Here is a 25,053-nt window from a genome sequence, read left to right on the forward strand (position 1 = left end):
TATGAATTGCTATTTGCATGGCACAAGCAAAAAAATAAAACGTAATAAAGGAAGTGTTAATGCTGTCTCAACATCACAGATTAATCGCTATATCTACTCCTCTTGGTGAAGATGAGTTGTCTTTTTATAAAGGTACCTTAACCGAGTCCTTGGGCAATACTTTCCATTTTGAGGTTGAATTAGTCAGTGAAAATGACAACGTAGCACTTGAAGACTTATTGGGACAAAACGTCACAATAAGAACTGAAACACTTGACGACACACGTTACTTCAATGGCTTTATTACCGAGTTTGAACAACTTGAAAATCACAATAGCTTAAGCCATTACCGCGCAGTCATTAAACCTTGGTTATGGTTACTCAACTTGAGTGAAAACTGCCGTATTTTCCAAGAGCAAAGTATCCCAGATATTATTAAAGATTTGTTTGATGAGCTGGGTTTTTCCGACTACGAGTTACAGCTAAACGGCACGTATAAACCCGTGGATTACGTTGTTCAATTTAATGAATCTGACTTCAATTTTGTCTCTCGTTTAATTGAAGAGTTGGGCATTTACTATTATTTCAAACACATCAACGGCAAACACACTCTTGTTTTAGTCGATCAAAATGCCACGCTACCCGATTTGAAAAAGATCGCGTTCTTACCTTTAGATGAAGAATCAACGATCAATGAGGAAGTCATTTTTGGCTGGAAAAACTTCAAGCAAGTCAGAACATCAGCAGTGCGTTTAACTGATTATGACTTTGAAGTACCGAGTAAAAATTTAGAAGCCGTTTCTTCTGTCCCGACAACCTCGACACTCTCTGCCATTGAGAAGTTTAATTACCCCGGTAAATACAAAGAAAGAGCAAATGGTACAGATTACACTCGTCTGTTGATGGAGCGTGAAAATGCGCTTTATGAAAGTAAAACAGGCCAATCTTACCGCCGTGATTTATATGCTGGTGCTCACTTTACACTTGAAGATCACCATCGCGACGATCAAAACAATGAGTATTTGATTTCAGAGCTCAGAATCGAGTTACTTTCCAATGAATACCTAAGTTTAACAGGTCAAGAAGATACCGCGGTATGCCGTGCAACTTTCAAAGCCATTCCAAGCAATGTTGAATTTAGAAGCCAGCCAACGGCTAAAAAGCCGCGTATGCAAGGTCCGCAAACGGCGATCGTCGTCGGTAAGAAAGGCGAAGAGATCTGGACGGATAAATACGGTCGAATCAAGGTGGCATTCCACTGGGATAGACAAACACAAAAAGATGAAAATAGCTCATGCTGGATCCGAGTATCCCAAACGTGGGCTGGAAAAAACTGGGGTAGCATGCAAATTCCGCGTGTTGGCCAAGAGGTATTAGTCGACTTTTTAAATGGTGATCCAGACCAACCAATTGTCATTGGTAGTGTTTACAACGGAACGAGCCTACCACCGCAAACCTTACCAAAAGATGCTCATATTTCAGGTGTTAAAACCCGAACGACAAAAGGTGGTGGCGCCTTTAATGAAATCACGTTAAACGACAAAAAAGGTGAAGAAAAGGTCAACCTTTTTGGGGCTAAAGATGTAGCACTCGAAAGTACTGAAAATACAAACTTCACGACAGGTAAAGACCATCACACCATCATCAAAGGCATCAATCACGAATTGGTTGAAAAAGATAGCCACCAAATGATCAAAGGCAAACACGTCAGCCAAGTTGATAAAGATGCTGAAGTCACGATTAAAGGTAAGCAAAGCAGTAAAGTAGATGGCGATGCGGGTGTCACTTATGGCAAGAGCTTTGCCGTTGCTGTCAGTAAAGATACGAACTGGAAAGATGGTGCTAATTTCAACCACAAAGTCGGTCAGAAATATTCACTGAGTAGCGGCATGGATATCCACCTCAAGGCGGGTACAGGTTATGCCGTGCAAGCAGGAACCACTGTCCATATTAAATCAGGTGCGAGTTTAGTTTTAGAAGCATCGGCTCAAGTAAGCTTGAAAGTCGGTGGTAGTTTCATCTCCATCAACCCTGCGGGTGTTCAAATCAAAGGCCCTATGGTGATGATCAACAGTGGGGGTGCAGCAGGCTCTGGCTCTGGTGCAAGCCCAAGTTCACCTAGTGCCCCAAGTAAACCAGGTGCACCTGAAGAAGCTCAACCTTCAGATGAAGCGGGTAAAGGTGGAAAAGACGATGCATTAAAAGCAGATAAAGCCGCAGAAGCTAAGAAACTATCGCTCAAATCCACTAAAGCGGGTGACTACAAAGAACCTGAATCAGGTTTAACCACTTCAGGTAGTAGCAGTTCAAGCAGTAGTTCTTCATCATCGTCGTCAACTAGCTCATCGAGCTCATCTTCAAGTAGTAGCTCAAGTAGTGATAGTTCAACGACATCTAGCGCAGCTAAAAATGAACAAAAAGAAGAAGAAAATACTGAAGAAGAAGTCAATTGTAGTATCGAAAGCTTTGATGCTAAATGCAGTAGTAATCGCAAAATTGATCAAGGAATACGCTTATTAGATATCGTGCCAAAAACGGATAAGTCATCTAATGATACCGACGGCTTAGTATTTAATAATGAAGATACCAGCACTTCAGGCTTTGCCGTTAAAAAAGAATATGGCGGCAAAAAATCCATTTCAGCCGAACTGAAAATAAACAATGACTGTGGCACAGGTAAAATAAAACTATCCGAACACGGCGACTGGAAAAAAGGCAACAAGCAAAGTTACGATGTGCAAGCAATTGAGTTATCGGATATAGACGATTTACCAAGTGCAACATCAACTAACTACACATTGGCTTCAGGCTGTGAGCATGATTATGGTCAAAGTATTCAGGTTCGCCTCTACCCTTCAGAGCAAGTATCAGCAGATGTTTCTCTAGAATACTTAACTGCGGCGATGGACAAAGTTAACAAAGCCTGGGAAGAATGGGGTAAGAATATTTTCTCATTCTCAGCTTTAACACTTAACCCTAAAATAGTGCCACCAAAAGGTAGTCTGAGCTACAGCAAAGGCTGGAAAGAAGCTAAAGACTGGCGCGCCTATTACAACACAAGCTATAAAGCATCATTAGCACCGCTTATCGGCACTGAAATTGAAGTACAACTCAGTTTAATTGAAATAGCGTCTTCGGCAGCAGGCATTCCACCTATCTTGGCTCAATTGGAAACCAAGTACCTAGCTGATGTCATCTTGTTATTAGGCGCCGGTGTTGAACTTGAATGTTCAGGTCAAAATGAAACGCAATATTACAGTACAGGTGATGTCGTTACCGAAGGTCAGCTAAAACTAGGGGTTAAAGGTAAAGTGTGGTTAGGCATGATGCCTAAAGTCGGTAGTGATACCTTTATCTCTGTTAGTGCAACGGGTAAGAGTGAATTAACACCTTATGGTGGCGGTACCATGACGGCGAAAAAAGACGGCTTGTTTATTGAACCAGAAATTAAAATACCCGCACCGACGCTTTCGGTTACTTTCGAAGCCAGAGCCTTTAAGGTTTACTCGAAGAAAAAGGCCAAAGAGTGGAAGCCGTGGGCAAGTGAATACACAGTAGAAACGGATGAATATCAAATTATCTAGAGCATGATGAAAATGGAATTTAATTTGATGACAGTTTTAGTCATCATTGCCGCTGTCGCTGCAAGCATAGGGTTATTTAAACTCAAAAGTAGTGATAACTGGCAGCAAGCTCAAGCAGAGCTTGAGTTTATCGATTTTGAGCGTGTTTCAACCTACAACCAAAGCAGTGATAGAGACGTTAACGAGTATTTAATTAAATTGCGCTACCAGTATCAAGTGCAAGGCCAACAATATTCTGGCGATCAAGTATATGCTGGTCTTGGCAATGCCTTTAGTAAGCAAAAAATGGCTGAGCAATTGGTCGCTCAATACCAAGGAAAACAACAAATAACGATTTTCTTTAATCCACAGCAACCAAGTAAGTCTGCACTAAAGCAAGCTAACTTATCGAATACCGCTATGATTTGGTTATTGGTCACTATCTGGGGGATCGGAGCTTTGATCATTTTTGCCTATAACAAATTTTTTGCGCATTAACTTTTGCCCAAAGGAATAACCGTGCAACCATTTTATTTTATCGAATTTTTTTCATCAGGTGTTAAAGCCGAATTCTTCATAAACCATTTTCCGGTGATGACTGAAGAAACAGGGTATCAAGCCTCAACGACACATGTGGTAAACCGTTGGTTAGGGCAGAAAAACAACCATTTTAAGTTAAAGCTAGACCTAGCTGATTACAACAAAATGGGGAAAGAAGCACCTGAAGATATCCCAGAAAAACAAAGTATTTCCGTTACCATTTTTTCTGGCGTACAAACAGAAAAAGGGCTAGTTAAAGAGAACGTACTTTGGCAATACAGCTGGCCTGATCCCAATGACGATGAACTGATATTAGACCAAGCCAGAGTCATTGAAGAAACAGTCGAGGAAACGATTCCTGTTCCACTGACTCGCTTATGGCAATACGCCGAGCCCATCAAACAAATTGATGTCCAAGCACAGCACGATATCATGATGGTCCTCAAAGGTATTCGTCAGTCATTTTCGCAACATGACTATGAAAATGCATATCAGTTTATGCGCTACCGCTATGAGGATGAAGAAATTGCGGAGTACATGCCTGCAAATCACTTCAAGCCAACCATAATCAGTATGTGGCAAGATCACTTACCCAAAACTAAATTATTAGAATACCCACCTGAGGCCGTTAAATTTGCCCTGTTGGACAATCAAAGGGCGGTGCATATTCAGGTGACAGATCAAGATCAAGCCCTGACATTTGAGGGTGAAGACGATACCTACTTCGGTATTGATTTATTCTTGTGTAAGGTCAACCAGCATTGGATCGTAATTAGGTAAACGTTATGGCGATACAAGTAACAATGGGCGCAAATTTGATGTGCACTATGGGCGTTGCACCGAGTGCATTAATGGTTTTGCCCACCAGCTTCACGCTAGTGGACAATAAACCAGCTGCCAACATTATGGACTTCAAACCCTTTGTCAACATTATGCCTTTTGGTATGTGTAAATCGCCATCTAACCCCGCGGTTGCTGCAGCTACAGCTGCGGCCATGGGCACGCTAACCCCTATGCCATGTACCCCAATGCCTGTAGGACCTTGGATGCCAGGCTCCAGTACTTGTATGGTGGGTAATTTTCCGGCGCTCAATAACAATTCGAAATGTATGTGTGCCTTTGCAGGAACTATTTCAATCACTAACCCCGGTAGCACAACCACTATGATCCCATAGTGTTCAGTATTTAGCCAAATTAACTTTGGCGAATACGCACTACTCGCATCACTTCAAAGTCTAAGCCCGCTACAGACTCTTTATCAATGTAGTAAGTCATATTCACTCGTGCGCCTTTTAAACTCTTATATAGCTTTTTTCGCTTGTATTTAAACGGTACATCACAGCCTTCAACCATCACGGAATTAATAAACCAATCGTCTTTTTCTCGTTGGGTATGTGAGATTACTTTTTGGTTATTGGAGTGAATCAGATTTTGATTTTTCTCCAACATTTTATCGACATCTGTTTTGGCCATTAGTTATAAAGCTCCGCAGTTAATTGCCAAAGTGGTTGTCCTGAATTGTGATATTTTTGCTCAAACGGCGTAATAGCCGTTTCAAATTGATAAGGCTTTAATTCACTATCCATCCCAGCTAATTTGAGCGCATAAGCGAACTCTTCAAGGTATAGTTTCCAATTCGATCTCAACTCTATGGTTTTACCCAGTTTGATAATTTCAGGAAAAACCGCCGAACCATGCCATCTTCGCTTCACATGAGCCGATTTTGGCCAAGGGTTTGGATAAAGGATAAAGTGTTTATCCACTTGCCAATTAGCTTGCACCGCCAAGCGGTAAAAATCATTTAAATCCGCTCTGGCTAAAATCAGGTTATCGGGCTCATTATTATCACGCTCTCGGCTTAATCGGTCAGCCGACTTATCAATGCCTACAACCCAGTGGTTTGGATACAAGTTTGCTAACGCTCTTGAGCTATCGCCAACACCACAACAAGAATCAAAAATAATAGGCATCGACTTGCTTGCCAATTGCGCTTCAACCTCAGCAAAGGCTTGCTTGGTATGTTCAGCAAAAGGCTTGAGAAATTTAGTCGCAAAATGCTTGTTGACGATATCCGTTAAATCTTCATGAATACCATCTTGGTTTGATTCAATTACCCGAGAGTTACCTTCAGACATACTCACTCCTATGAACGTAAACCAATACCGCGACGAATTAAGAAAAGCGCGGTAGCAAATAAACCAACAACTAATGTGATAAGCACGCCAAAGGCAATACTCAATGACACATCAGAGTATCCGATAAAACCATATCTAAATGCATTGACCATATACAAAATAGGGTTGAGTTGACTGACTGTTTGACCAATTTCAGGCAACATAGATAAAGAATAGAAAACGCCCCCCAAATAAGTCAGCGGCGCTAAAATAAAGGTTGGAATAATGCTGATATCATCAAAACTTTGTGCATAAACCGCATTGATAAGACCGCCTAAAGCAAACGCCATCGACGTCAGAAGTGCAGTAGCAATAATGATAAACAAGCTATGCACTTGAATATCAACAAAAAATAATGCAACACAGGTAACGATTGAGCCCACTAATAGGCCGCGTAACATCCCCCCGGCAACAAAGCCGAGAATAATGACAGCAGAGGGTACTGGTGCCACTAATAGCTCTTCCACATTGCGCTGAAACTTGGTGCTGTAAAAAGAGGACGCCACATTTGAATACGCATTGTTGATCACAGATAACATGATCAAGCCAGGCATAATAAATTCAACGTACTGAAAACCTTCTAACTCACCCACTCGCGAGCCGATAAGTCCACCAAAAATGATGAAGTAAAGCGTCATCGTGATGGCTGGCGGCACTAGCGTTTGCACCCAAATTCTTAAAAATCGATTGCACTCTTTTCTCACTAAAGCCTGAAAAGCAATGCGATTGCGGTTGATATAATCCATCATGATGCTGCGCCTTTTGATTGACTGTTTTCTACCAAGGAAACAAATAGCTCCTCTAAACGATTCGCCTTGTTGCGCATACTCAGTACTTGAATATGTTGAGCTGAAAGCTGCTCAAAGATAGCGTTAAGCCCAGCAGTTTTAGGTACATCGACTTCGAGAGTATGTTCATCTACTAAGCGTGATTCAAAGCCATCTAATACCAATGAAGAAACATCTTGATCAAGATCGAGAATAAATGTCTCGACATCGAGCTTTAACAGCAAGGCTTTTATCGTAGTGTTTTCAACAATCTCTCCGTGATTGATAATGGCGATATTACGACACAGCATTTCGGCTTCTTCTAAATAATGGGTCGTCAAGATAATGGTAATACCCTGCAGGTTTATTTGTTTGAGGAAATCCCACATCGAGCGACGAATTTCAATATCTACACCTGCCGTAGGCTCATCTAAAATTAACAATTTAGGTTCGTGCATCAGTGCACGAGCAATCATCAATCGGCGTTTCATCCCGCCAGATAAACCACGAGCAGCTTGATTTCGCTTATCCCATAAGTCGATTTGTTTCAGGTATTTTTCCGCTCTTGCTAACGCCGTTGGTTTATCAACGCCGTAATAACCGGCCTGGTTAACCACTATCTGTAGTACGGTTTCAAACTGGTTAAAATTAAACTCTTGCGGTACGAGGCCAATGCAAGACTTAGCTTTATCTAATGCACTGTCGATATCATGGCCAAATACTTGAACTTGACCCAAGCTTTTATTGACCAGTGAAGAAATGATACCAATAGTAGTCGACTTACCTGCCCCATTAGGGCCAAGTAATGCAAAGAAATCGCCAGCCTCAACGGTTAAGTCGACACCTTTTAAAGCTTGTGTACCGCTTTGATAAGTTTTGGTTAGATTTTGGATAGATAAGGCTTTCATAGTCCCTCTTCTCTAGTCCCTGCGCAATAAAATCAATGATGCTTTAATTATGTCACAAACAGAAATGAAGAAAAATGTAAGCTAAGAATGGATTAAGATGACTAAGCGAAAATTAAGACTATATAGCGAACTCCATAGGCTCAACTTGGCAGTTAAGTTTGACGGCATCGTTTAACATTTGGCAATAGTCAATCGCCGCTTGCTCTGTTTCTAAAAAAGCTAACATCAGATGATATTTGCTGACCATTTTATCCTTAGTGTAAAAGGTATGGTGTTTAAACAATGGCTTATAGCGCTTATCCAAACCTGCCCAATATACTTTCAACATTTTTAGCGAGTTAAAAGTTGCATTTTTCACCACGAAGCCTTGGCGAATTTCTTTTTTCTCAAGCGTTATATCCATTCCCATAACAACATCCCCCTTAGCTGAGAATGCAACATCAATGGGTTGCGGATTTTTTAATTTATGTTTTTTTAAATAATCAGGGTTAACTCTTAATTTATATTTTCCTGGTTTAATATCTAAGAAAAGGAAAAAACCATCGTATTCAGAGCGGGTAACGGCTACGACTTTGCCATTTAGGTCAACAAGTTCCAGCTTCACCAAATCGGCAAACTCTGCTCCTTGTTCTGTTTGAATAAAAATACTGCCTTCTAATTCCGAAGTTCTGACAATGGGGACATCTAGCATAGTTAAATAACCATTACGCGGGGTAATTGCGATACCTTCAGTCAATGGTCGCATAAAAGGATCAAGCGTATTTTCATCGACAACAATATCTGTTGTTCTATTGGCAGGCATGGAAACTAGTAGTGCTAATCCATCATCATTAGTATGAGTTCGCCTAAAATTCTGTAAACCTACTATTTTAGCTTTTGGAATTTCTGGTTCACCGCGGTCAAATAAACCGTTAGCATTTAAATCTTCAAAAACTCTAACTAGCATAGAGCCGCCGCTTGCAAAGCGTGCTCGATTTAAGAAATAAATATCTTCTTCTGCATGATAACCAAAGCTGAAGTTAGTCGAGAATGATAAATGCCAGTCATCATTTGAGTTATAGGAAATATTAGTATTGGTAGAAAGGTACTTTTGTCCCCAGTTTAACCCGAGTCTTGCCGTATCTAAGTCGAGTAATAAAGAACGCTCTAAACTTAATCTTGTGGTCAAATTCTCATTGATCGACCAATCAAAATCGCTTTTAACACTGACCAATTCAGTTTCAGGTTTAATCGAATAGTTCATATTTAACCTGGTTGAAAAACCTCTTAATCTAGGGCTTAAGATGAATTCACCACCACTAAATATGGAACTAAGCCCCTCTGTTTCACTTTGATTCCAGAAAAAAGTATGGCTGACTCGATTAGAAAATATTGTCGCACCTAAAGAGTTTTGAAAATATTGACTCTTAACAAAATCGGATTCTGAATATGAAAAGTTATTTTGATAATTAATATCGAGTAGATCAAAAAAGCCAGAAAAGTTTGCAGAAACACTATCTACAGTATCAAACTCAATACCTTCTCTTCTTGATACCTTTTTAGTCTTAGTATAGTTGGCATTAACAGACTGCCCCCAAAAGTTAGTTTTCACTGAAGTAATAAGTCGATTTTCATCAAGATCGTTAGCAACATATTCGAATTTAGCCAACACTTCATCCATTATTGTGGCATCAACCCCTACGACGTATTCAGCATCGACATTACTCACCAATGGATTATCTATATTTTCACGATCAAAAATAAATGAATGGCCGAAGTAACTTGTTAAATCATCATTTAAACCATAAGAATACTTACCCGACAAACTGTAGTAACTAGTCGGAGGTTCCCGATCAGACAAATCAATTAATGGATTATATGCTTCATTTAGGGAAACATCGTATGAAAACTGGCCTTCATCAAGCGCATTGCCATTAAAGTAAATCGCTTTTTCTTCTGTTCTTCGCTGCCCTTGTGGCCCATAAAAGACAAGTTCGAAATTATTATCGCCAAAAAATAGCTCTATATCATAAAACTCATAGCGACCATCAGCCAAACTAAGCTGGTTAGCGACTAATATATTATTGCGATATAACTCAACATCCCAGCCAGGTTGAATATCGCCGACAAAATCTGTCGTTGAGTTATCTCTCACGCCCCCTTGCTGTAACCTAGAGATTCTGAAACCACGTCCTTCAACTTGCCCTTGTTGACCACCGTAAGAAACAGCATTGACATCACCAAACTCAAATCTTGATGCGGCAAGCGGGCCAAGTAAATCATTATCTTGTGAATCTCGAAATAACTTTATTCGGGCATTACTGAGACCACCGGAAAAATTAGAACCCGATAAATAATACTGCGCCCCCAAAAAGGCTAAATCCTGACTACCTAACACTGAAAAGTTATAGTTCGACTTACTATTTTTAGATTTAATGTAACTTAATTGAGTATCAAATAACGGCGTTGAAGAAGCACTATAGCTATTATCCACTTCAGGTAGTATTGATTCAGCACGCGCTGATGAATGCTTGATTTTGCGATCTTGTCTGGCTAGTTTCTCTTGAAGAGGTAGCGGTTCTTCAGAAGATACTGAGACCAATAAGTCATTAAACTGATAAGCTAGCTTGATACCAAGCCACTTTTCAATATCTGAAGACTCAACATATAAATCATCAGTCAGCTCATATCTTTCACGGTTTAATAAAAAGCGACCTTTTGCGGTTTCAATCTCTAGCGTCTGTCCATCTTCCCCAAGAGTCAGTTTGAAATTGTTAGCTTCTTTTATATACCATCCATTCGCGTCTAAAGGCTCAATTGATACATCGATAGGAAAGTCCAATAACTCCACTAAAGTGGTTAAACCAACTCTAGCTCCATCTTCTGTTTTAATAGCTATAACTTCTCCTATGCTATAGCTATCAATAATAAGAGTAATGAATAACTCTTCTCCAACAGGGATTCCTATTTGAGAATCGTCAAGGCGAGCAGCCTCATTGAGTTCATTAGCAAATAAAGCTTGTTGAATCAGTAGAATCAGTACTAGGCATTTAAAAATAAATTTCATCACCTAATTCCTATCGGTATCTTATTTTCAGAGAAACTTAATACGGTAAAGGCGCACTAATTTTGCCATCGACAACATTATACTTTTTTGCAAAAAGTAACTGGTCTTTGAATTCTTTCTGGCCTTGATATTGTATCTCTAGCACGCCAGAATCAGCTTGGTACTCTGGCCAGTTGAGATAGATTTGGGCATTATCGACTTCTCTAAAAATATTATAACCATGCCTTTGAGCGATCACTTTTTCGGCAGTTGAACCATTCGGTGTAAAATTAGCAATCACATTACCTGTTGAACCAAAATTACCTTCACGAAGCACACCTAAAACTATAGTGGCACCGTGCGCTTGTCCTTTAGTCGGATGGATTTTCACATCGTTTAAATCCAAATTAACCTTGGTTTTTCCCTTTTTAACTATCACAGGTAAAGAAAAGCTTAACCTAACAGCAACCGATGTTGTTTGTCCTTTCTCACTGGCTACTTTTTCATCTTCAATGATAGGGGTGAGTTTTAGGTGACTTCGATATTCGCCTTCAGCTAAATCTTTAGGGCGCCTAGCCAAAATTTTGACTGTTTGCTTGCCATTAGGCGCTAAAACAACTCGTCTAGGCGATACCCGAAGAATTTTTTTAGCGCTGTACTGATAGTTTTCAACTACAGCATAGCCACCAGCAGGCTTAGCAAGCTTATCCTCTATAGCTATCTCATAAGACATGGTTTTATCTGAGTTATTTATCATACTCAAAGTGGCATAACGTTCCCTATCATCTATTGCCACACGATTAGGAGTAAAAAGCAGGTTGGCATGACTCCATGATGAAAATAGTACCAGTGAGAATAAAAAGAATATGTTTTTAAGTTCCAGTTTCATTCTTGCTCCCCAATAATTTAAGTTATTCTTCTATTTCAGTTTAAGCTGTTATAAAAAATACAATGCAAAAAGCAAACCAAAAATATAAATATTGTGAACGTAAGTATAGAAGTAAATTAATAACTTACATCTATCTCATATATGGCTTGATAAGCGATGCTTTGATAAGGGAGGCTATTTCCAGTACTGCGTAATGTGCCACCGATTAACAAACGAGCAAAGCCAGTACCGTCAACTGAAATTCTATTCGCAGTATCAATATTAACTAATTCAAATTGCTCTGTTGTTGTGACCATTCCTGATTGGTAAGTATAAGGTGTGACAATATTTACGCTCACATCTAATTGGTAGTAATGCGGGTAATCGTAAAAGTGGATTTCTCCTGGGTTCCCAGGTTCTAGAATAAAAATTTTATTCGTATTAGTAATATATCCAGATTGAGTGATGGTGATCTCACTTACTGCGCTATTATCTGCAATAACAATCCGGCCAAAGTTAAGCGGTTCAACTAAAACACGGCTTTCAGCAAAAGAAAAAGATGTATAAAAAACAAAACCAAAGAAAGTTAACAAACTTTCTTTGGTTATACATTGTTTGAACTGTTGACCAAACATCGGACTTACTAGATAAGCTTAGTAAGAAACCTCTAAGAAATACTGACCAGTATATGTAGCACCATCGGTGTAGGTAGTTGCAGCTGGTACCGCAGATGTATCAGCCGTTGTCGCTATTGTAGCACCAATTGCAAAACTTAAATTACCAGAACCATCAGTTTGCACTGTACCTGTACCTGCAGCAAAAGCAGTACCCGCGGTACCCGTAATAACATCTAATGTCCAAGTGCCTACTTCAAATACGTGAGAGTTAGGCGCACCCGTTGATAACTGAACACCCGCACCAATATTACCAGCAGTACCATCTGAACTCACATTAACAGTAACTGTTTGATAATTAGGTAAGCCCGTTGCGTCAAAAACGGCTGGAGTACCGCCACCAACAGCAACAAGTTGAGTACCTGTACCTAAAGTAGGTGTACCATAACCAGAACCATCAGCTGCTAAAACTACTGTTGCTTGTTGCGCTGTTGCTGATTGTGCAGGATCAGGAGTTGCGAATAACGTGCCAAAATCAAGTTGTTGAGAGTTCGTAACAGAAATTGCATTTTGAACAGTAATTGTTGCAGTGTATGGCTGGTAAGCAGCAGAAGCTTGAATTGATACTAAAGAAGCAGCTGCAATACTTGTCGCGATTAGAGTCTTTTTCATGTTTAAATCTCCGAAATATTAACTTCCATCCGTTTGCTTTCCATAAATTTAAAACAAACGTCCATTAATTAAAGAAAATCAAAGACCAACTAGAAAAAGTTTCTAAAGCTGATCCGATTCATCTAGGTTATCGTCCCCTTTACGATCAACTTTAATAAACTTGCTTAAATTAACAACTAAAGTTACATAAAGGAAATTGTTAGATGAGTTTTGGTATAAAAGACTGATAATTGGTAGTCGAGAGTGTGAAATTAAATTTTCAAATGTAACTAGATTTGATCACATTAAGATTAATTAATCTTTATAGATTATCACCGTCAAATAGCACTACGGCACAATATTGACGAGATTTTATTTTATTACATGCTGACTTAGCTTCAGCTTGAGTGAAAGGTCCAACTTTGAGACGATTTAGCCTTACATTATCCTTTAGCGTTGCTTTAATTTTAGCTGCTTTACCTGTAACAATCGATGAGAAACGATTTTGATAATTAAACCAAGCTTGCTTTGCTTGGCCTTTAGTACTTAAAGTCGCTAAATGTAAGCTATATTCTTGCTTTTGATTACTCTGTTCTGCTATTTCAGTCTGGTTTTGCCCTGAAGCAGCAATTTGCTGCACCTTTTCATCAACAGCTTTAGCTTGAGTATTCATAACAACCATTGGGGCAATCGCTACATTGTCTCTAATAGGAGCTTTTTCGGCGTGATTAGCTGTAGAGCCTGTTGTTAAGGGTTCATTGTCTTTAAAGCCGATTTTAGTCTTTTTAATTGCCTGTGTAGGCTGAGGCAATAAACTGACATTATCTTTAACTTTGACAGTATCGCCTAGATGAGCTGTCTGAACTATTTTTTTTGAATCGGTAACAGGGGCCGTTTTGACATTATCCTTGATTGTGTATTGTCGCTGATTAAGCTCGGCTGCACCTAACTCAACAATATCCGCTTCTGGCTCAATAGCCGAAACTTCGACTATCGGACTGTCAGTTAATTGCTCCGCACTACCAAGTTCATTGATCAATACTCTTAAGTCAGCCTGTAAAGCCACTAATTTATCGATATCAGGTTTAGCTTTTCGCCACTCTTCAATATAAGCGCGCATTTCATCATCAGTTAAAGGCTGACGTTGTTTAGTTTCTACTTCAGGCGTGCTTGAGCAAGCACTGAGTAAAGCAGTGACAAAAATGAACAACGAATAATTAACTGAAAATACTTTCATAGCCCAATTCCTTTTCAAGCTTCTTATCGAGTTAGGCTCATACCACTAGGTTTAATAACTGGCTTAGCCGTTTTACTATAAGGTAATAACGCGATACCGCTGGCGATGACACTTTGTTTATCTTGGCTTAATAAAAATAGATGTAGTAACAGCTCACTATGCTTACGGGTGATCGAGCCACGTAAAAATAGCGATTGTTCTGCTGAAATAGGTTTCATCATAACGCGTAACCCCATACTACTGCTATGGTGACTAATCGTTTTATGTAAGTGATTGATAAAACCAACTGACACATTATCTTCATCATGAGGCATGATAGGTTCGATATAAACAGCATGTGTAGGCAAGGTTTTATTTTCTGATTGGCAAAATAGTTTATTTAATAAACCATTAATATCTTGGCTAATCACGCTGTATTTAGATTGGCTAAGCGGTTTTGCGTCAGACTCTTCTTCCACCACTTGAGCGTTGATACTGACCTGACAAGTTTCATAGAGAATTTGTGCAGCCACTTCGTCTTCTGAAGGAGTGATGGCAACCATCTCAACTTCTTCTTGTACCGTGTTATCACTCTCCACAGCAACGACAGTATCGTTAGAAAAAAGGTAACCTGGTGAATTAACACAGGCCGTCAGTAAACCTGTTAAACTCACTACGGAAAAGAAAAGCCATGAAAAACGAGTCATTTTTTTGTCGCTCTTAATCATAAATACAAACTAAGAGGACAAAAGCAACTATGATGCCAGGATGTTTTTTTTATCAATCAAGATCAATAATTACATCAACAATCGACTAAATAGAATAGCCCCAACGCCCCATTAATGTTTGTTCAACACCAAGGTGATCCAGTACGCGTGCCACCATAAAGTTGACCAAGTCTTGTATCGATTGCGGTTGGTGATAAAAGCCAGGCGCTGCGGGCATGATTGTCACCCCCATCTGCGAAAGCTTGTGCATATTTTCTAAATGTATGGTCGAAAAAGGCGTTTCTCGAGGCAGCAAAATTAATTGACCGCGCTCTTTTATCACGACATCAGCAGCACGCTCAATTAGATTATCGCTCGCCCCCACAGCAATTGCTGACAGGGTACCTGTACTGCATGGGCACACTACCATTTTTTTCGGTGCCGCCGAGCCAGAAGCAACGGGAGAAAACCATTCATCTTTGCCATAACACTTAATTTGCTCAGGCTGAGCTTGATATCGCTCGGTAAAATAAGCTGCAGTTTGCTCTGGTTTACTGGGAATTTTTAAATCAGTTTCAGTGGCAAAAACCACCTTGGCTGCGCTTGAGAACAATAAGTGAATTTGGTAATTGGCTTTAACCAATGCTTCTAATAAGGTTAAAGTGTAAGGTGCCCCAGAGGCACCAGTCACAGCGACGGTGATTTGATTGTCAAACACGTTTTTTTATTCCAACAACTGACTTTATATGATTATAAATCAAAGACGACTCGGTGCACCAAGCTTAACTCAGTGCATCCAGTAACTTTTGATGAATGCCGCCAAAACCACCATTACTCATAACCAAGATCACATCATTTGCTTTAGCGTATTGTGTCACCTGAGTAATCAGTTCATCGAGCTGCTCAAAGCTATATGCATCTTGTTTACATTCATCACTGATATCAGATACTGGCCAATCAATATTAGGCGGTTGAAACAAGAATACGGCATCGGCATCGATTAACGAATTAGCGATATCGGCTTTGTGCACACCCAGTTTCATGGTGGCTGAGCGCGGTTCTAACACTGCTAATATACGGCCAGAGTTTGCCGCTTGGTTCATATTATTTTTTAAACCCGCTAGCGTTGTCGCAATGGCTGTTGGGTGGTGAGCAAAGTCATCAATCACTTTTACGCCATTGACTTCGCCCTTTAATTCCATTCTGCGTTTTACATTTTCAAAGCGCGATAGCGAATCAATAGCATCGGCGATGCGCACACCAACGTGATGTGCCGCAGCAATGGCCATTAACGCATTATTGGCATTGTGCTCGCCCATTAACGACCAAGTTACCGTGCCTTGGTATTGCTCCTGATAAATAATATCGAAAGCTGAAAAATCATCGCTCTGCGGCTTGAACTGCCAGTCGGCGATTTTACCTAATGGGTGCTCGGCCATGGCATTTGCTGTGGTTTGTTGTTCAGACCAACACCCCATGTCCAATACTTGATTTAATGCCTGGTCATGTTGTGGCGACAATACCAGACCATTGCCCGGCACCATGCGAATCAGGTGATGAAACTGTTTTTGAATCGCCGCTAAATCGGTAAAAATATCAGCGTGATCAAACTCAAGGTTGTTCATAATTAACGTGCGCGGACGGTAATGCACAAACTTACTGCGCTTATCAAAAAATGCGGAGTCATATTCATCCGCTTCGATAACAAAGAAAATTGAATCACCAAGGCGTGCCGAAATACCAAAGTTTTTGGCAATGCCACCGATTAAAAAACCAGGCTGTAAACCGTTATCTTCTAACAACCAAGCTAGCATGCTCGAAGTTGTCGTTTTACCATGCGTGCCTGACGCAGCTAAAACCCACTTGTCTTTTAGTACGTGCTCTAATAACCACTGTGGACCAGATACGTAAGGAATATTGCGATTAAGCACAGTTTCAACGGCTTCATTACCGCGTGATAACGCATTGCCAACAATAACTAAATCGGGCTCTGGGTTTAAGTGTTCAGCGTGATACCCCTGCATTAATTCAATCCCAAGCTCTTCTAATTGAGTACTCATAGGCGGGTAAACATTGGCATCTGAGCCAGTCACTTTGTAACCCAATTGCTTAGCAATTACTGCCAAGCCACCCATAAAAGTACCGCAGATACCTAAGATATGAATATGCATAGAAAAGAAAGCCTTGTTGAAAATAACGATTTAATTGTTCAGAGTAAGTAGGCTAAGCTAAAGCGAAAACAATAACAATAAGATAAGAGTTGAGTTAGATGAAAAAAAAGGAACTTTTACCCGCCCTCGCATTAATGACTTTATCCACCTCTTCATTGGCAGCTAGCCTGCCCAAAGTCGAAATGGCGTTTTGGCAAAACGATGCCTACGGCGCTTACAGCATCAACCATGATGATTTTTGTGTCGATAATACATTTGGCCTTATCAAATATGCTTTACCCGAGTTAAAAAAACGCGGTTTAAAAGCCGCTTTTGGTGTCATTGCCAGTGATTGCAAAGATGAACACTGGGACGTGCTCAAACAAGCCATCAACGATGGCCATGAAATTTACAATCACGCTTGGACTCACGTCACACCAAATGATGATAACTGGTCGAATGACGAGCAAATTAAACACCCACACCAAGTTATCAGCCAGAAATTAAATTACCAACCGACTTTTTACGCTTTCACCATGGACCAAGGCAGTGATGACGCCGTCAATTACCTGCAGAATATGCCGGGCTATGTCGGTACTCGCGCGATAAACTACGTCAACAATACCGGTGTCAACTTCGACGAAGACAAAAATGATTTCGCGGTCCGTTATGACCTTTACACTGTAACCGGACAATGGTCGATTTACGAAAAGAAAAAAGAAGGTAAAGACATCTTAAATATGCATGCAGATATGGCCGCACGCTCAGGTGGCTGGGCCTATCGCACAGCGCACGGTGTAGAAGATACGTCGTGGAATAGTATCCCGCTAGCCATTTACTTAGATCACTTGGACCACATCCAAGCAAAAGTGCAAGATAATGAGCTTTGGGTCGCACCAGTATCAGAAGTCATTAAGTATCGTGCCACGCGCAGAGAATGTGCGATGACGCAAACGGCCATCGATCAGCATAGCGTTAAATTGAGCTTTGACGATAGTCCCGCCTGCAAAAAAGTGGCATCCGATGTGACTTTTATTGTGTACGGAAAAGTCAGCCAAATTGTACAAAATCAAAAAGCCTTAGCCCCGACTGCAAATACCGAAAAACAAGCTATGTTTAACGCAAATCCACTTGATGGTGAGATCACCGTCAAATTTTAAATTGCGTTAATTAGTCAGGTTTTGTAATGCAAAGACTTACCCCTACCCTACGCCACGATGGCGTAGGTATTGAGCTTATCGCGCTCATTCGCACCATTTTAGCCGCTACCAAAGAGATCTCTTTTCGCGTCAGCCAAGCAGAACTCGCAGGTATTTTAGGTTCTACATTAGATGAAAACATCCAAGGGGAAACCCAAAAAAAGCTCGATGTAGTGACCAACCAATTGCTCAAAGATATGCTGCTAGAGTGTGAGTTTGTCCGTGCAATAGCATCAGAAGAAGAGCCCAACAGTATTGCTGCCACACCCAACGCTCCCTTTGTGGTTGCCTTTGACCCACTAGACGGCTCGAGCAATATTGATATTAACGGGGCAATAGGCACTATCTTCACTATTTATCAGGCCAGAGGAGATGTCAGTGATAGCGACCCGAAACAGTTTTTACAAGGAGGTCGAAAGCAAGTATGTGCCGGTTATGTGTTATATGGCGCATCTACTAAGTTAGTCATGACAACAGGTGGCCCAACACGTGGCTATACACTTGATAGAACACATGGCGGTTATCTACTCACCACAGCTGAATTTGCAGTACCTTCAAGCACTCAAATGTTTGCCATCAATATGGCCAATCAAAGATTTTGGCAAGCCGGCTTTAAAGCTTATGTCGATGACTTATTGGCAGGAGAAACGGGTAAAAGAGGTAAGCGCTTTAATATGCGCTGGAACGCCGCTATGGTTGCAGATGTTCATCGAACCCTTGAGCAAGGCGGCTTATTTGCTTACCCAAGCGATAATCGCGATAAAGAAAAACGGGCCAAACTCAGGTTACTTTACGAAGCCAACCCCATGGCGATGCTTATTGAACACGCGGGGGGTAAAGCTTATACCGAGCAAACCGCAATTTTAGATATTGAGCCGACTGACCTACACCAACGCGTTGCGGTTATATTAGGCAGCCAAGATGAAGTTGAAACCTGTCTTAGCTACCTCGCCGATAATCAGTAGCGATTAATCGAACTGATATTATTACCCGCAATAAGTTGAGGTTCAGCTTCAGCTTGTTGTGGGTGTAGCCTATATCACTGATATCGGCGTAACGAGCAATAGAAATACTCACTCGACCAAGTTGCACAGATAAGTGCGAGGAAGCGACATAATTGGTATAAAGCTGGGCAACATTTAGTTCAAAATCATCACGACCAGCGACCTTGAGGTTAGTCATGATGTTTAAATCATCATTAATTTGATAGCTGACTCTCAAACCAATTAATTTATCTTTACTACCTTTGCAAAAAAGTAAAGCCGTTAACAATAAAAAAGGGCTTGATAAGCCCTTGGATATTAACGATTACCTTTCTTTTTTTTCTTACCCTGAACCGCTTTAAAGCGAGGGTTAGACTTACAAATCACATATAAACGACCGCGTCTTTTTACAATTTGGCAGTCTGGGTGGCGCGATTTTGCGCTCTTTAATGAACTGAGTACTTGCATTAGACCGCAGCCTTTAATTTAGTGCGTGCGAAACGCTTGTTGAATTTAGCAACCTGACCATCTTGTTTTGCCACTTTCTGTTTACCTGTGTAGAAAGGGTGAGAATGAGATGAGATATCAAGTGGTACATATGGGTAAGTTTTACCTTCAACCTCAATGGTCTTATCCGTTTTAAGTGTCGAACCAACAATAATGAATTGGTCGACTGACGTATCGTGAAAAGCCACGTCTCTGTATTCAGGGTGGATACCTTGTTTCATAAATATTCCTAAATTGCTCAATTTGATAAAAGTTATATTATAACATTTATCATTTATTGCAAATAAGAATTACTATCAATCGCAATACGATTTTAATCTTTTTGTCACAGAAACAAAAAAGCCTCAACATTATTGAGGCTTTTTAATCGGTAAAGAAGTGTATTAATTACTGAGTTAAATCAATTTTATAAATGGCACCGCGCTCATCAGTCGCTGTTTTCACCATGGGTTTTTGTTGCTTTTCAGCTACAAAATTAGCGACACGCTCAGTATCTGGCACTCGAAAGACCACGTTTAGTTCAGCCTCAGTATCAATTTGAGCAAATGACCAATTATTATCTGCCGTTGGATTAACTGTGCCATTGGTAGTTGATAACTGACGAATATAATTGGCTAATACATCGCGGTTAGCATCTGGGGCTTTAATAACAACATGGTCGCCACCTGTACCTGGGAAATTACCACCGCCACCAGCGCGATAGTTATTCGAGGCAATTAAGAAAGTCATATCATCAGTAACAGCCTGACCTTGATAAGTTAAGTTCTTGATGCGCTCAGCCGATTCATCAACTAATTTACAGCCATTTTCATAACGCGCAGCAGATGTCACATCAATTTGATATTCAACACCGTCAATCACATCAAAGTTGTAAGTAGGAAATTGAATACTAACCAGCTCTTGTTGTTCGCTCGAATTCGGATCAACTTGATTAAACATACCCGCCGAGCACTCAAGCCACTGTTTTAACTGCTCACCGCTAACTTTAAGCACCTGTAAAATATTGGGGTAAAGGTATAAATCAGCCGCATCTTTAAGTGCTAACTCACCCTTCTCTACTGTAACAAAATCACTTTCATTACTGCAGTTTTGACCACGTGAGCAAGCTTTAAAAGGCGCTGCTGCTGATAATACTGGAATGTCTTTAAGCTCAGGATCATTTTCAATTAGTGACTCAACATATTGTTTTTGTGCATCACTGACAATTTGCACCGACGGATCGTCTTGTACCAACGCTAAAAAGCTAAACATATCATCAGACGCCGAGCCAATAGGCTGATTCATGTAATCGCGTGTTGCCTGATCAGCATCCGTTAATAATGCGGTCACTTGCTCATCGGCCATTACCTCTTCTGAGTTAACACTCGGCACAGAGACATGGTGATTAAACACAGTCCAACTATCGTTATCCGTATCATAAGCGAGTTCTAAATCAATAATGCCTAAATGACTGCCCCAGTAACCCGCCATTACTGACGGTACGCCATTGATCGTACCTTGCTCAATATCAACATTTGGCAAGTTGGCAAACGCCGCAGATGGGAAAACGGCATGTTGGTGACCAAATAAAATGGCATCAACATCTGCCACTTGTGAGACGTAGTAGGATGACTGTTCCGCTTTCGCTTCAACATCATATGGCGAGGTGTCTAAACCTGAATGTGGAACGGCAACAATGATGTCTGCGCCTTCTGCTTTCATCATAGGGATATATTTTTCAGCGGATGCTTTGATATCTTTTACGATGATTTTGCCAGCGAGGTGTTGCTTATCCCAAATCATAATTTGCGGTGTAACAAAACCAATTAAGCCAATTTTAATATCTAGCGATTCACCGTTGTGGCCGGTAATCGTCTTATCTAGAATAATATATGGGTTGTAGTAAAGCTGGTCGTTACTGCTGTCGTTATCACCATCATCGACATAAACATTCGCATTGATATAGGGGAAATTAGCATCGTTTACCGACTCTTCTAAAAATGCTAAACCATAGTTATATTCATGGTTGCCATAAGTACCTACGTCGTAGCCCAGCTCGTTCATCGCTAAATACATAGGGTGTACTTCGCCAGCTTCAATACCTTTTGCTCTCATCCAATCGCCCATCGGGTTACCTTGAATAAGATCGCCATTGTCGACCAAAATAGAGTTAGCCACTTCAGCTCTTGCTTGGTGAATTAATGACGCGGTTCGGGTAAAACCAAAACGCGTTTGCTCGTTACCTGAGTAATAATTCACATCAGTAATGTAAGCGTGTACATCCGTTGTTTCCATTAAACGCAAAGATGCAAAGTGCTCAGCGTCTAAAATCGTTGCTAAATCATCTAACGCATCACTCAATGCTAAAGCGTCAAGCTTCTGCTCTGCGTTATTGACCATGTTTTCTAATTCAGTGATTTTTGCATCGACCGCTTGCTTGCTATTGGTATCTAAATTGTCAGCATTGTCTAAGGCAGTTTTTAATTCGCTAATTTGAGCGGTCAATGAAGCTTGCTCAGTATTGTTTTGCTCTAACTGACTTTGCAGCGCTTTTACATCACTTTGTAGCGCGCGTACTTCACTGTCGTTATCATCGCCATCACAACCTGTTAATAAACTCGCTACCGCTATTGCGATAAGGCTTGGCTTGAGGAAAGACTTATACATAACTGGTGTTCCTTGTGTCGTGTTAATTATTATTAGTTTTCACTAACTAGTTGTTTGCTTTGAATATTTCAGCAGGTCCAACCAGATAGATAACAGCAAGGTTCACATTTCAAAATGAAGTTTATGTAGCAGTTATATGACGTTATTTTTGAAAAACGTTAGTCATTTAAATTAAGTGGTCAGTGAACAACAATCAGTTAACAACCCTATTTTTTGTTCATAATTTATACGTACAACTGTCATATCTGCTTCCTAATTTAATCTCGCTATGAAGATTTTCTAGCCACATTAAAAAACAGGAGAAATGTGATGAATTTAAATTGGAAGTACCTAATTACGCTCGTACTGAGCGTCTTCTTTACTAGCTGTCTTTACGCTAATCAATACGAATGGAATAAAGACCCTATCGTCAAAGCCCCAGTATCGGGTGGTAATGGCAAAACGGTCTACTTTGACGTGTCTCACGGCGGCACTGAAGGTAACGCCGACTGGGTTATCGATGGTGCATTTTCAGATTTTGCCGATGCCTTAGTTGCTGAAGGCTATACCGTGGTTGAATACCGCGGTGTTGATTTAAATGGCAATGGCAAGATAGAGTGGATTGATGACTACAACACGCCAGCTAATGCCGATATCAATGAAGCAATTATTACTTATGACGCGATTGCTGCTTCTGATGTATTTGTTTTAGCAGAGACAAATCGCCCTTTTACAATTGCTGAGTACGCGGCACTCAAGCAATACGTTGATGCGGGTAAAGGTATTTTCTTTATCGCCGATCACTACGATGCTGATCGCAATCTCAACACATGGGATTCGACCGAAGTATTCAATGGCTATAACCGTTCAGATTTAGCGAAATACAACCTACACAATTTATACGGTGATTTGCGCAACCCCAAGTCGGCTAATGCTGGCTGGTTAGCAGAAAACTTTGGTATTCGTTTTCGCTTCAACGCCATCGATTTAAAAGCAGGCGTCAGTGATGTCATTGCACCTAGCTTAACAGAAGGTTTAACCCAAGGTGTGGCGCCCATTTTAATGGCTGGTGGTGCAACTTTAGCCATTACTGACCCTAATTTAGCAAAAGGTTTGGTGTATATAGCACCAACGGATAATGCAACAAAATGGAACTACGCCAAAGATTCTGGCATTTACTTTGGTGGTCAAGATGAAGGCCCTTATGTGGCGATTTCAAAACCAAGTTTAGGTAAAGCCGCTTTTATTGGTGATTCATCACCTATCGAAGATGCCACCCCTAAATATCGCCGCCAAGACAGTGGTTCGACGAAAAAGACCTATCCAGGTTGGACAGATCCGGGTCATGCATCCGTATTATCAATCAATATCATTAATTGGTTAGCCAACACTGAAGACTATGTAGGTTTTAATACGGCAGCTCACCCAGCTGGCTTTATGACGCCGATTCCATTAGCCGATGAAGAAAAAACAGACCCGAATAATGGCCAACCTTGGCGCCAACCATCAAATGGCTATTTACCTTGGGATCCATCATCATTTGCCAATGGTAGTTTTGGCGCGCCTTGCCCATTAAATGGTTGCTCAGGCGGCGGAGACAACGGTGGTGGCGACAACGGTGGCGAACCGAGTGATAGCCTAACGGTCGCCCAAGCTCTGAACACAGCTAATGGTACAGATGTTGTCGTAGAAGGTGTCATTAAAGCAGAGCTCAATGGCATTTACGCACTGTTACTCGCTGACAGTAGTAATAACAGCATTACCATCAATGTAAAATTAGAGTCATCGCAAAGAGCTCAGTTCAGTCCAAACTTAAACCCTCAACTTATCGGGCAAAAGATTCGCGTAACAGGCCGTAGAGACACTTATATGTCTGGGCCGAGTATCGAATACGTCTCATCCATTGAACTTGTCTCAGCTTATTTATCCGTTAGCCAAGCGCTGGCCGAGCCCGTTGGTACAGAAGTGGAAGTAGTCGGTATTATTCAAAGTGAATTGAACGGTATCTACGCACTTTTATTAGCCGATGAAAATGCCTCAGGTACAACGATTAACGTTAAACTTGAATCGACTCAAAGAGCTACATTTAGCCCTAGTCTTAATCCTGATTTAATCGGCAAAAAACTGCTTGTCAAAGGCCGTCGCGACAACTACATGTCTGCACCGAGTATCGAATATGTCTCTGAACTGACGTTACTAGATAGCACAGGCGGTGGCGATAACTCAGGTGGAGAGCCGAACAATCCAACAGATGCTATTTCGGTAAGTGACGCATTAGCACTTAGTGAGGGCACAGATGTCAAAGTCATTGGCCAAATTACTTCGGCTTTAAACGGTCAATATGCCTTGGTTTTAAGTGAAGGTAATCAAGATATTAATATCAAGCTGCCATCAGAATATCGCAACCAGTTTAGCCCAGAGCGAAACCCGAGTATTTTGAATCAAACAATTATTGTAGAAGGTAGAAGAGATAGATACATGTCAGCGCCAAGTGTTGAATACATCAGTAGTATTCAATTGGCGAATTAATCGCTTTTAAGCAGATATAAAAAAACCTAGGCAAACCTAGGTTTTTTT

The 25,053-nt window shown here is 40.7% G+C and carries 23 protein-coding genes; 7 read left to right on the forward strand and 16 right to left on the reverse strand.

Annotated features, from left to right (window positions below; all coding sequences use genetic code 11):
• The first annotated feature begins 59 nt into the window (after nt 1-59).
• The 4 genes from HR060_RS02155 to HR060_RS02170 are packed head-to-tail and all read left to right on the forward strand — an operon-like array spanning nt 60 to nt 5,257.
• A complete protein-coding gene (locus HR060_RS02155; RefSeq protein WP_174198621.1) occupies nt 60-3,563 on the forward strand; it encodes a type VI secretion system Vgr family protein in 3,504 nt (1,167 codons plus the stop codon).
• A 27-nt stretch (nt 3,564-3,590) separates the two neighbouring features.
• Nucleotides 3,591-4,040, forward strand: coding sequence for a DUF3592 domain-containing protein (locus tag HR060_RS02160; RefSeq protein WP_174198622.1), 450 nt, complete (start codon nt 3,591-3,593; stop codon nt 4,038-4,040).
• Between the two features lie 21 nt (nt 4,041-4,061).
• Complete coding sequence (locus HR060_RS02165; RefSeq protein WP_174198623.1) at nt 4,062-4,862, forward strand: hypothetical protein; 801 nt, start codon at nt 4,062-4,064, stop codon at nt 4,860-4,862.
• A 5-nt stretch (nt 4,863-4,867) separates the two neighbouring features.
• On the forward strand, nt 4,868-5,257 hold the full coding sequence (locus HR060_RS02170; protein WP_174198624.1) for a DUF4280 domain-containing protein: 390 nt from the start codon (nt 4,868-4,870) through the stop codon (nt 5,255-5,257).
• A 19-nt stretch (nt 5,258-5,276) separates the two neighbouring features.
• Here HR060_RS02170 and HR060_RS02175 read toward each other — a convergent pair whose 3' ends face one another.
• The 12 genes from HR060_RS02175 to mpl all read right to left on the reverse strand — a co-directional run bounded on the left by HR060_RS02175 (nt 5,277) and on the right by mpl (nt 17,183).
• Nucleotides 5,277-5,555 (reverse strand): hypothetical protein, encoded by a 279-nt coding sequence (locus tag HR060_RS02175; RefSeq protein ID WP_174198625.1) that lies wholly within the window; start codon nt 5,553-5,555, stop codon nt 5,277-5,279.
• Entirely contained in the window at nt 5,555-6,217 is a 663-nt protein-coding gene (gene trmB / locus HR060_RS02180) for a tRNA (guanine(46)-N(7))-methyltransferase TrmB (protein WP_174198626.1), read from the reverse strand. The genes HR060_RS02175 and trmB overlap by 1 nt, the downstream gene beginning before the upstream one ends.
• A gap of 8 nt (nt 6,218-6,225) precedes the next feature.
• Complete coding sequence (locus HR060_RS02185) at nt 6,226-7,002, reverse strand: ABC transporter permease (protein ID WP_217434854.1); 777 nt, start codon at nt 7,000-7,002, stop codon at nt 6,226-6,228.
• Nucleotides 7,002-7,931, reverse strand: a complete 930-nt coding sequence (locus tag HR060_RS02190) for an ABC transporter ATP-binding protein (protein ID WP_174198627.1) — start codon at nt 7,929-7,931, stop codon at nt 7,002-7,004. Before HR060_RS02190 ends, HR060_RS02185 begins: the two co-directional genes overlap by 1 nt.
• A 118-nt stretch (nt 7,932-8,049) precedes the next feature.
• Complete coding sequence (locus HR060_RS02195; RefSeq protein ID WP_174198628.1) at nt 8,050-10,977, reverse strand: fimbria/pilus outer membrane usher protein; 2,928 nt, start codon at nt 10,975-10,977, stop codon at nt 8,050-8,052.
• A gap of 37 nt (nt 10,978-11,014) precedes the next feature.
• Entirely contained in the window at nt 11,015-11,845 is an 831-nt protein-coding gene (locus HR060_RS02200; RefSeq protein ID WP_174198629.1) for a fimbrial biogenesis chaperone, read from the reverse strand.
• 116 nt (nt 11,846-11,961) lie between these two features.
• Nucleotides 11,962-12,459, reverse strand: coding sequence for a DUF4402 domain-containing protein (locus HR060_RS02205; protein WP_174198630.1), 498 nt, complete (start codon nt 12,457-12,459; stop codon nt 11,962-11,964).
• 18 nt (nt 12,460-12,477) lie between these two features.
• Nucleotides 12,478-13,110: a hypothetical protein gene (locus HR060_RS02210; protein WP_174198631.1), complete on the reverse strand. Its 633-nt coding sequence runs from the start codon at nt 13,108-13,110 to the stop codon at nt 12,478-12,480.
• A 301-nt stretch (nt 13,111-13,411) separates the two neighbouring features.
• Nucleotides 13,412-14,326: an SPOR domain-containing protein gene (locus tag HR060_RS02215; RefSeq protein WP_174198632.1), complete on the reverse strand. Its 915-nt coding sequence runs from the start codon at nt 14,324-14,326 to the stop codon at nt 13,412-13,414.
• A gap of 23 nt (nt 14,327-14,349) precedes the next feature.
• Nucleotides 14,350-15,012, reverse strand: coding sequence for a hypothetical protein (locus HR060_RS02220; RefSeq protein WP_174198633.1), 663 nt, complete (start codon nt 15,010-15,012; stop codon nt 14,350-14,352).
• Nucleotides 15,013-15,118: 106 nt separating this feature from the next.
• Nucleotides 15,119-15,730, reverse strand: coding sequence for a UbiX family flavin prenyltransferase (locus HR060_RS02225; RefSeq protein WP_174198634.1), 612 nt, complete (start codon nt 15,728-15,730; stop codon nt 15,119-15,121).
• 64 nt (nt 15,731-15,794) lie between these two features.
• On the reverse strand, nt 15,795-17,183 hold the full coding sequence (gene mpl, locus HR060_RS02230; protein ID WP_174198635.1) for a UDP-N-acetylmuramate:L-alanyl-gamma-D-glutamyl-meso-diaminopimelate ligase: 1,389 nt from the start codon (nt 17,181-17,183) through the stop codon (nt 15,795-15,797).
• Nucleotides 17,184-17,281: 98 nt separating this feature from the next.
• On the opposite strand from mpl, the gene HR060_RS02235 reads away from it, so the two are divergent.
• Both HR060_RS02235 and HR060_RS02240 read left to right on the forward strand, forming a co-directional pair.
• Nucleotides 17,282-18,322 (forward strand): polysaccharide deacetylase family protein, encoded by a 1,041-nt coding sequence (locus HR060_RS02235; RefSeq protein ID WP_174198636.1) that lies wholly within the window; start codon nt 17,282-17,284, stop codon nt 18,320-18,322.
• A gap of 26 nt (nt 18,323-18,348) precedes the next feature.
• The gene (locus HR060_RS02240; RefSeq protein ID WP_174198637.1) at nt 18,349-19,326 is read left to right on the forward strand and encodes a class 1 fructose-bisphosphatase; all 978 of its coding nucleotides are present in this window, start codon (nt 18,349-18,351) and stop codon (nt 19,324-19,326) included.
• On the opposite strand, the gene HR060_RS02245 is transcribed toward HR060_RS02240, so the two are convergent.
• From HR060_RS02245 to HR060_RS02260, 4 genes are all read right to left on the reverse strand, one after another.
• On the reverse strand, nt 19,301-19,633 hold the full coding sequence (locus tag HR060_RS02245) for a hypothetical protein (protein WP_174198638.1): 333 nt from the start codon (nt 19,631-19,633) through the stop codon (nt 19,301-19,303). The two genes, HR060_RS02240 and HR060_RS02245, sit on opposite strands and share 26 nt — an antisense overlap.
• Before the next feature lie 29 nt (nt 19,634-19,662).
• A complete protein-coding gene (gene ykgO / locus HR060_RS02250; RefSeq protein WP_174198639.1) occupies nt 19,663-19,812 on the reverse strand; it encodes a type B 50S ribosomal protein L36 in 150 nt (49 codons plus the stop codon).
• A complete protein-coding gene (locus HR060_RS02255) occupies nt 19,812-20,072 on the reverse strand; it encodes a type B 50S ribosomal protein L31 (RefSeq protein ID WP_174198640.1) in 261 nt (86 codons plus the stop codon). The genes ykgO and HR060_RS02255 overlap by 1 nt, the downstream gene beginning before the upstream one ends.
• A gap of 166 nt (nt 20,073-20,238) precedes the next feature.
• Nucleotides 20,239-22,497: a bifunctional 2',3'-cyclic-nucleotide 2'-phosphodiesterase/3'-nucleotidase gene (locus HR060_RS02260; RefSeq protein WP_246283051.1), complete on the reverse strand. Its 2,259-nt coding sequence runs from the start codon at nt 22,495-22,497 to the stop codon at nt 20,239-20,241.
• Nucleotides 22,498-22,806: 309 nt separating this feature from the next.
• On the opposite strand from HR060_RS02260, the gene HR060_RS02265 reads away from it, so the two are divergent.
• Complete coding sequence (locus tag HR060_RS02265; protein WP_174198641.1) at nt 22,807-25,005, forward strand: DUF6359 domain-containing protein; 2,199 nt, start codon at nt 22,807-22,809, stop codon at nt 25,003-25,005.
• Nucleotides 25,006-25,053 lie beyond the last annotated feature (48 nt).

The organism is Marinifaba aquimaris, from assembly GCF_013328345.1.
Taxonomy (GTDB): domain Bacteria; phylum Pseudomonadota; class Gammaproteobacteria; order Enterobacterales; family Alteromonadaceae; genus Marinifaba; species Marinifaba aquimaris.

What these genes read in the sequence shown, in the direction of transcription:
- HR060_RS02155 (WP_174198621.1), top strand. Translation starts at nt 60, where the DNA reads ATGCTGTCTCAACATCACAGATTAATCGCTATATCTACTCCTCTTGGT.
- HR060_RS02160 (WP_174198622.1), top strand. Translation starts at nt 3,591, where the DNA reads ATGACAGTTTTAGTCATCATTGCCGCTGTCGCTGCAAGCATAGGGTTA.
- HR060_RS02170 (WP_174198624.1), top strand. Translation starts at nt 4,868, where the DNA reads ATGGCGATACAAGTAACAATGGGCGCAAATTTGATGTGCACTATGGGC.
- HR060_RS02175 (WP_174198625.1), bottom strand. Translation starts at nt 5,555, where the DNA reads ATGGCCAAAACAGATGTCGATAAAATGTTGGAGAAAAATCAAAATCTG.
- trmB (WP_174198626.1), bottom strand. Translation starts at nt 6,217, where the DNA reads ATGTCTGAAGGTAACTCTCGGGTAATTGAATCAAACCAAGATGGTATT.
- HR060_RS02185 (WP_217434854.1), bottom strand. Translation starts at nt 7,002, where the DNA reads ATGGATTATATCAACCGCAATCGCATTGCTTTTCAGGCTTTAGTGAGA.
- HR060_RS02190 (WP_174198627.1), bottom strand. Translation starts at nt 7,931, where the DNA reads ATGAAAGCCTTATCTATCCAAAATCTAACCAAAACTTATCAAAGCGGT.
- HR060_RS02195 (WP_174198628.1), bottom strand. Translation starts at nt 10,977, where the DNA reads ATGAAATTTATTTTTAAATGCCTAGTACTGATTCTACTGATTCAACAA.
- HR060_RS02200 (WP_174198629.1), bottom strand. Translation starts at nt 11,845, where the DNA reads ATGAAACTGGAACTTAAAAACATATTCTTTTTATTCTCACTGGTACTA.
- HR060_RS02205 (WP_174198630.1), bottom strand. Translation starts at nt 12,459, where the DNA reads ATGTTTGGTCAACAGTTCAAACAATGTATAACCAAAGAAAGTTTGTTA.
- HR060_RS02210 (WP_174198631.1), bottom strand. Translation starts at nt 13,110, where the DNA reads ATGAAAAAGACTCTAATCGCGACAAGTATTGCAGCTGCTTCTTTAGTA.
- HR060_RS02215 (WP_174198632.1), bottom strand. Translation starts at nt 14,326, where the DNA reads ATGAAAGTATTTTCAGTTAATTATTCGTTGTTCATTTTTGTCACTGCT.
- HR060_RS02220 (WP_174198633.1), bottom strand. Translation starts at nt 15,012, where the DNA reads ATGACTCGTTTTTCATGGCTTTTCTTTTCCGTAGTGAGTTTAACAGGT.
- mpl (WP_174198635.1), bottom strand. Translation starts at nt 17,183, where the DNA reads ATGCATATTCATATCTTAGGTATCTGCGGTACTTTTATGGGTGGCTTG.
- HR060_RS02235 (WP_174198636.1), top strand. Translation starts at nt 17,282, where the DNA reads ATGAAAAAAAAGGAACTTTTACCCGCCCTCGCATTAATGACTTTATCC.
- HR060_RS02240 (WP_174198637.1), top strand. Translation starts at nt 18,349, where the DNA reads ATGCAAAGACTTACCCCTACCCTACGCCACGATGGCGTAGGTATTGAG.
- ykgO (WP_174198639.1), bottom strand. Translation starts at nt 19,812, where the DNA reads ATGCAAGTACTCAGTTCATTAAAGAGCGCAAAATCGCGCCACCCAGAC.
- HR060_RS02255 (WP_174198640.1), bottom strand. Translation starts at nt 20,072, where the DNA reads ATGAAACAAGGTATCCACCCTGAATACAGAGACGTGGCTTTTCACGAT.
- HR060_RS02260 (WP_246283051.1), bottom strand. Translation starts at nt 22,497, where the DNA reads ATGTATAAGTCTTTCCTCAAGCCAAGCCTTATCGCAATAGCGGTAGCG.
- HR060_RS02265 (WP_174198641.1), top strand. Translation starts at nt 22,807, where the DNA reads ATGAATTTAAATTGGAAGTACCTAATTACGCTCGTACTGAGCGTCTTC.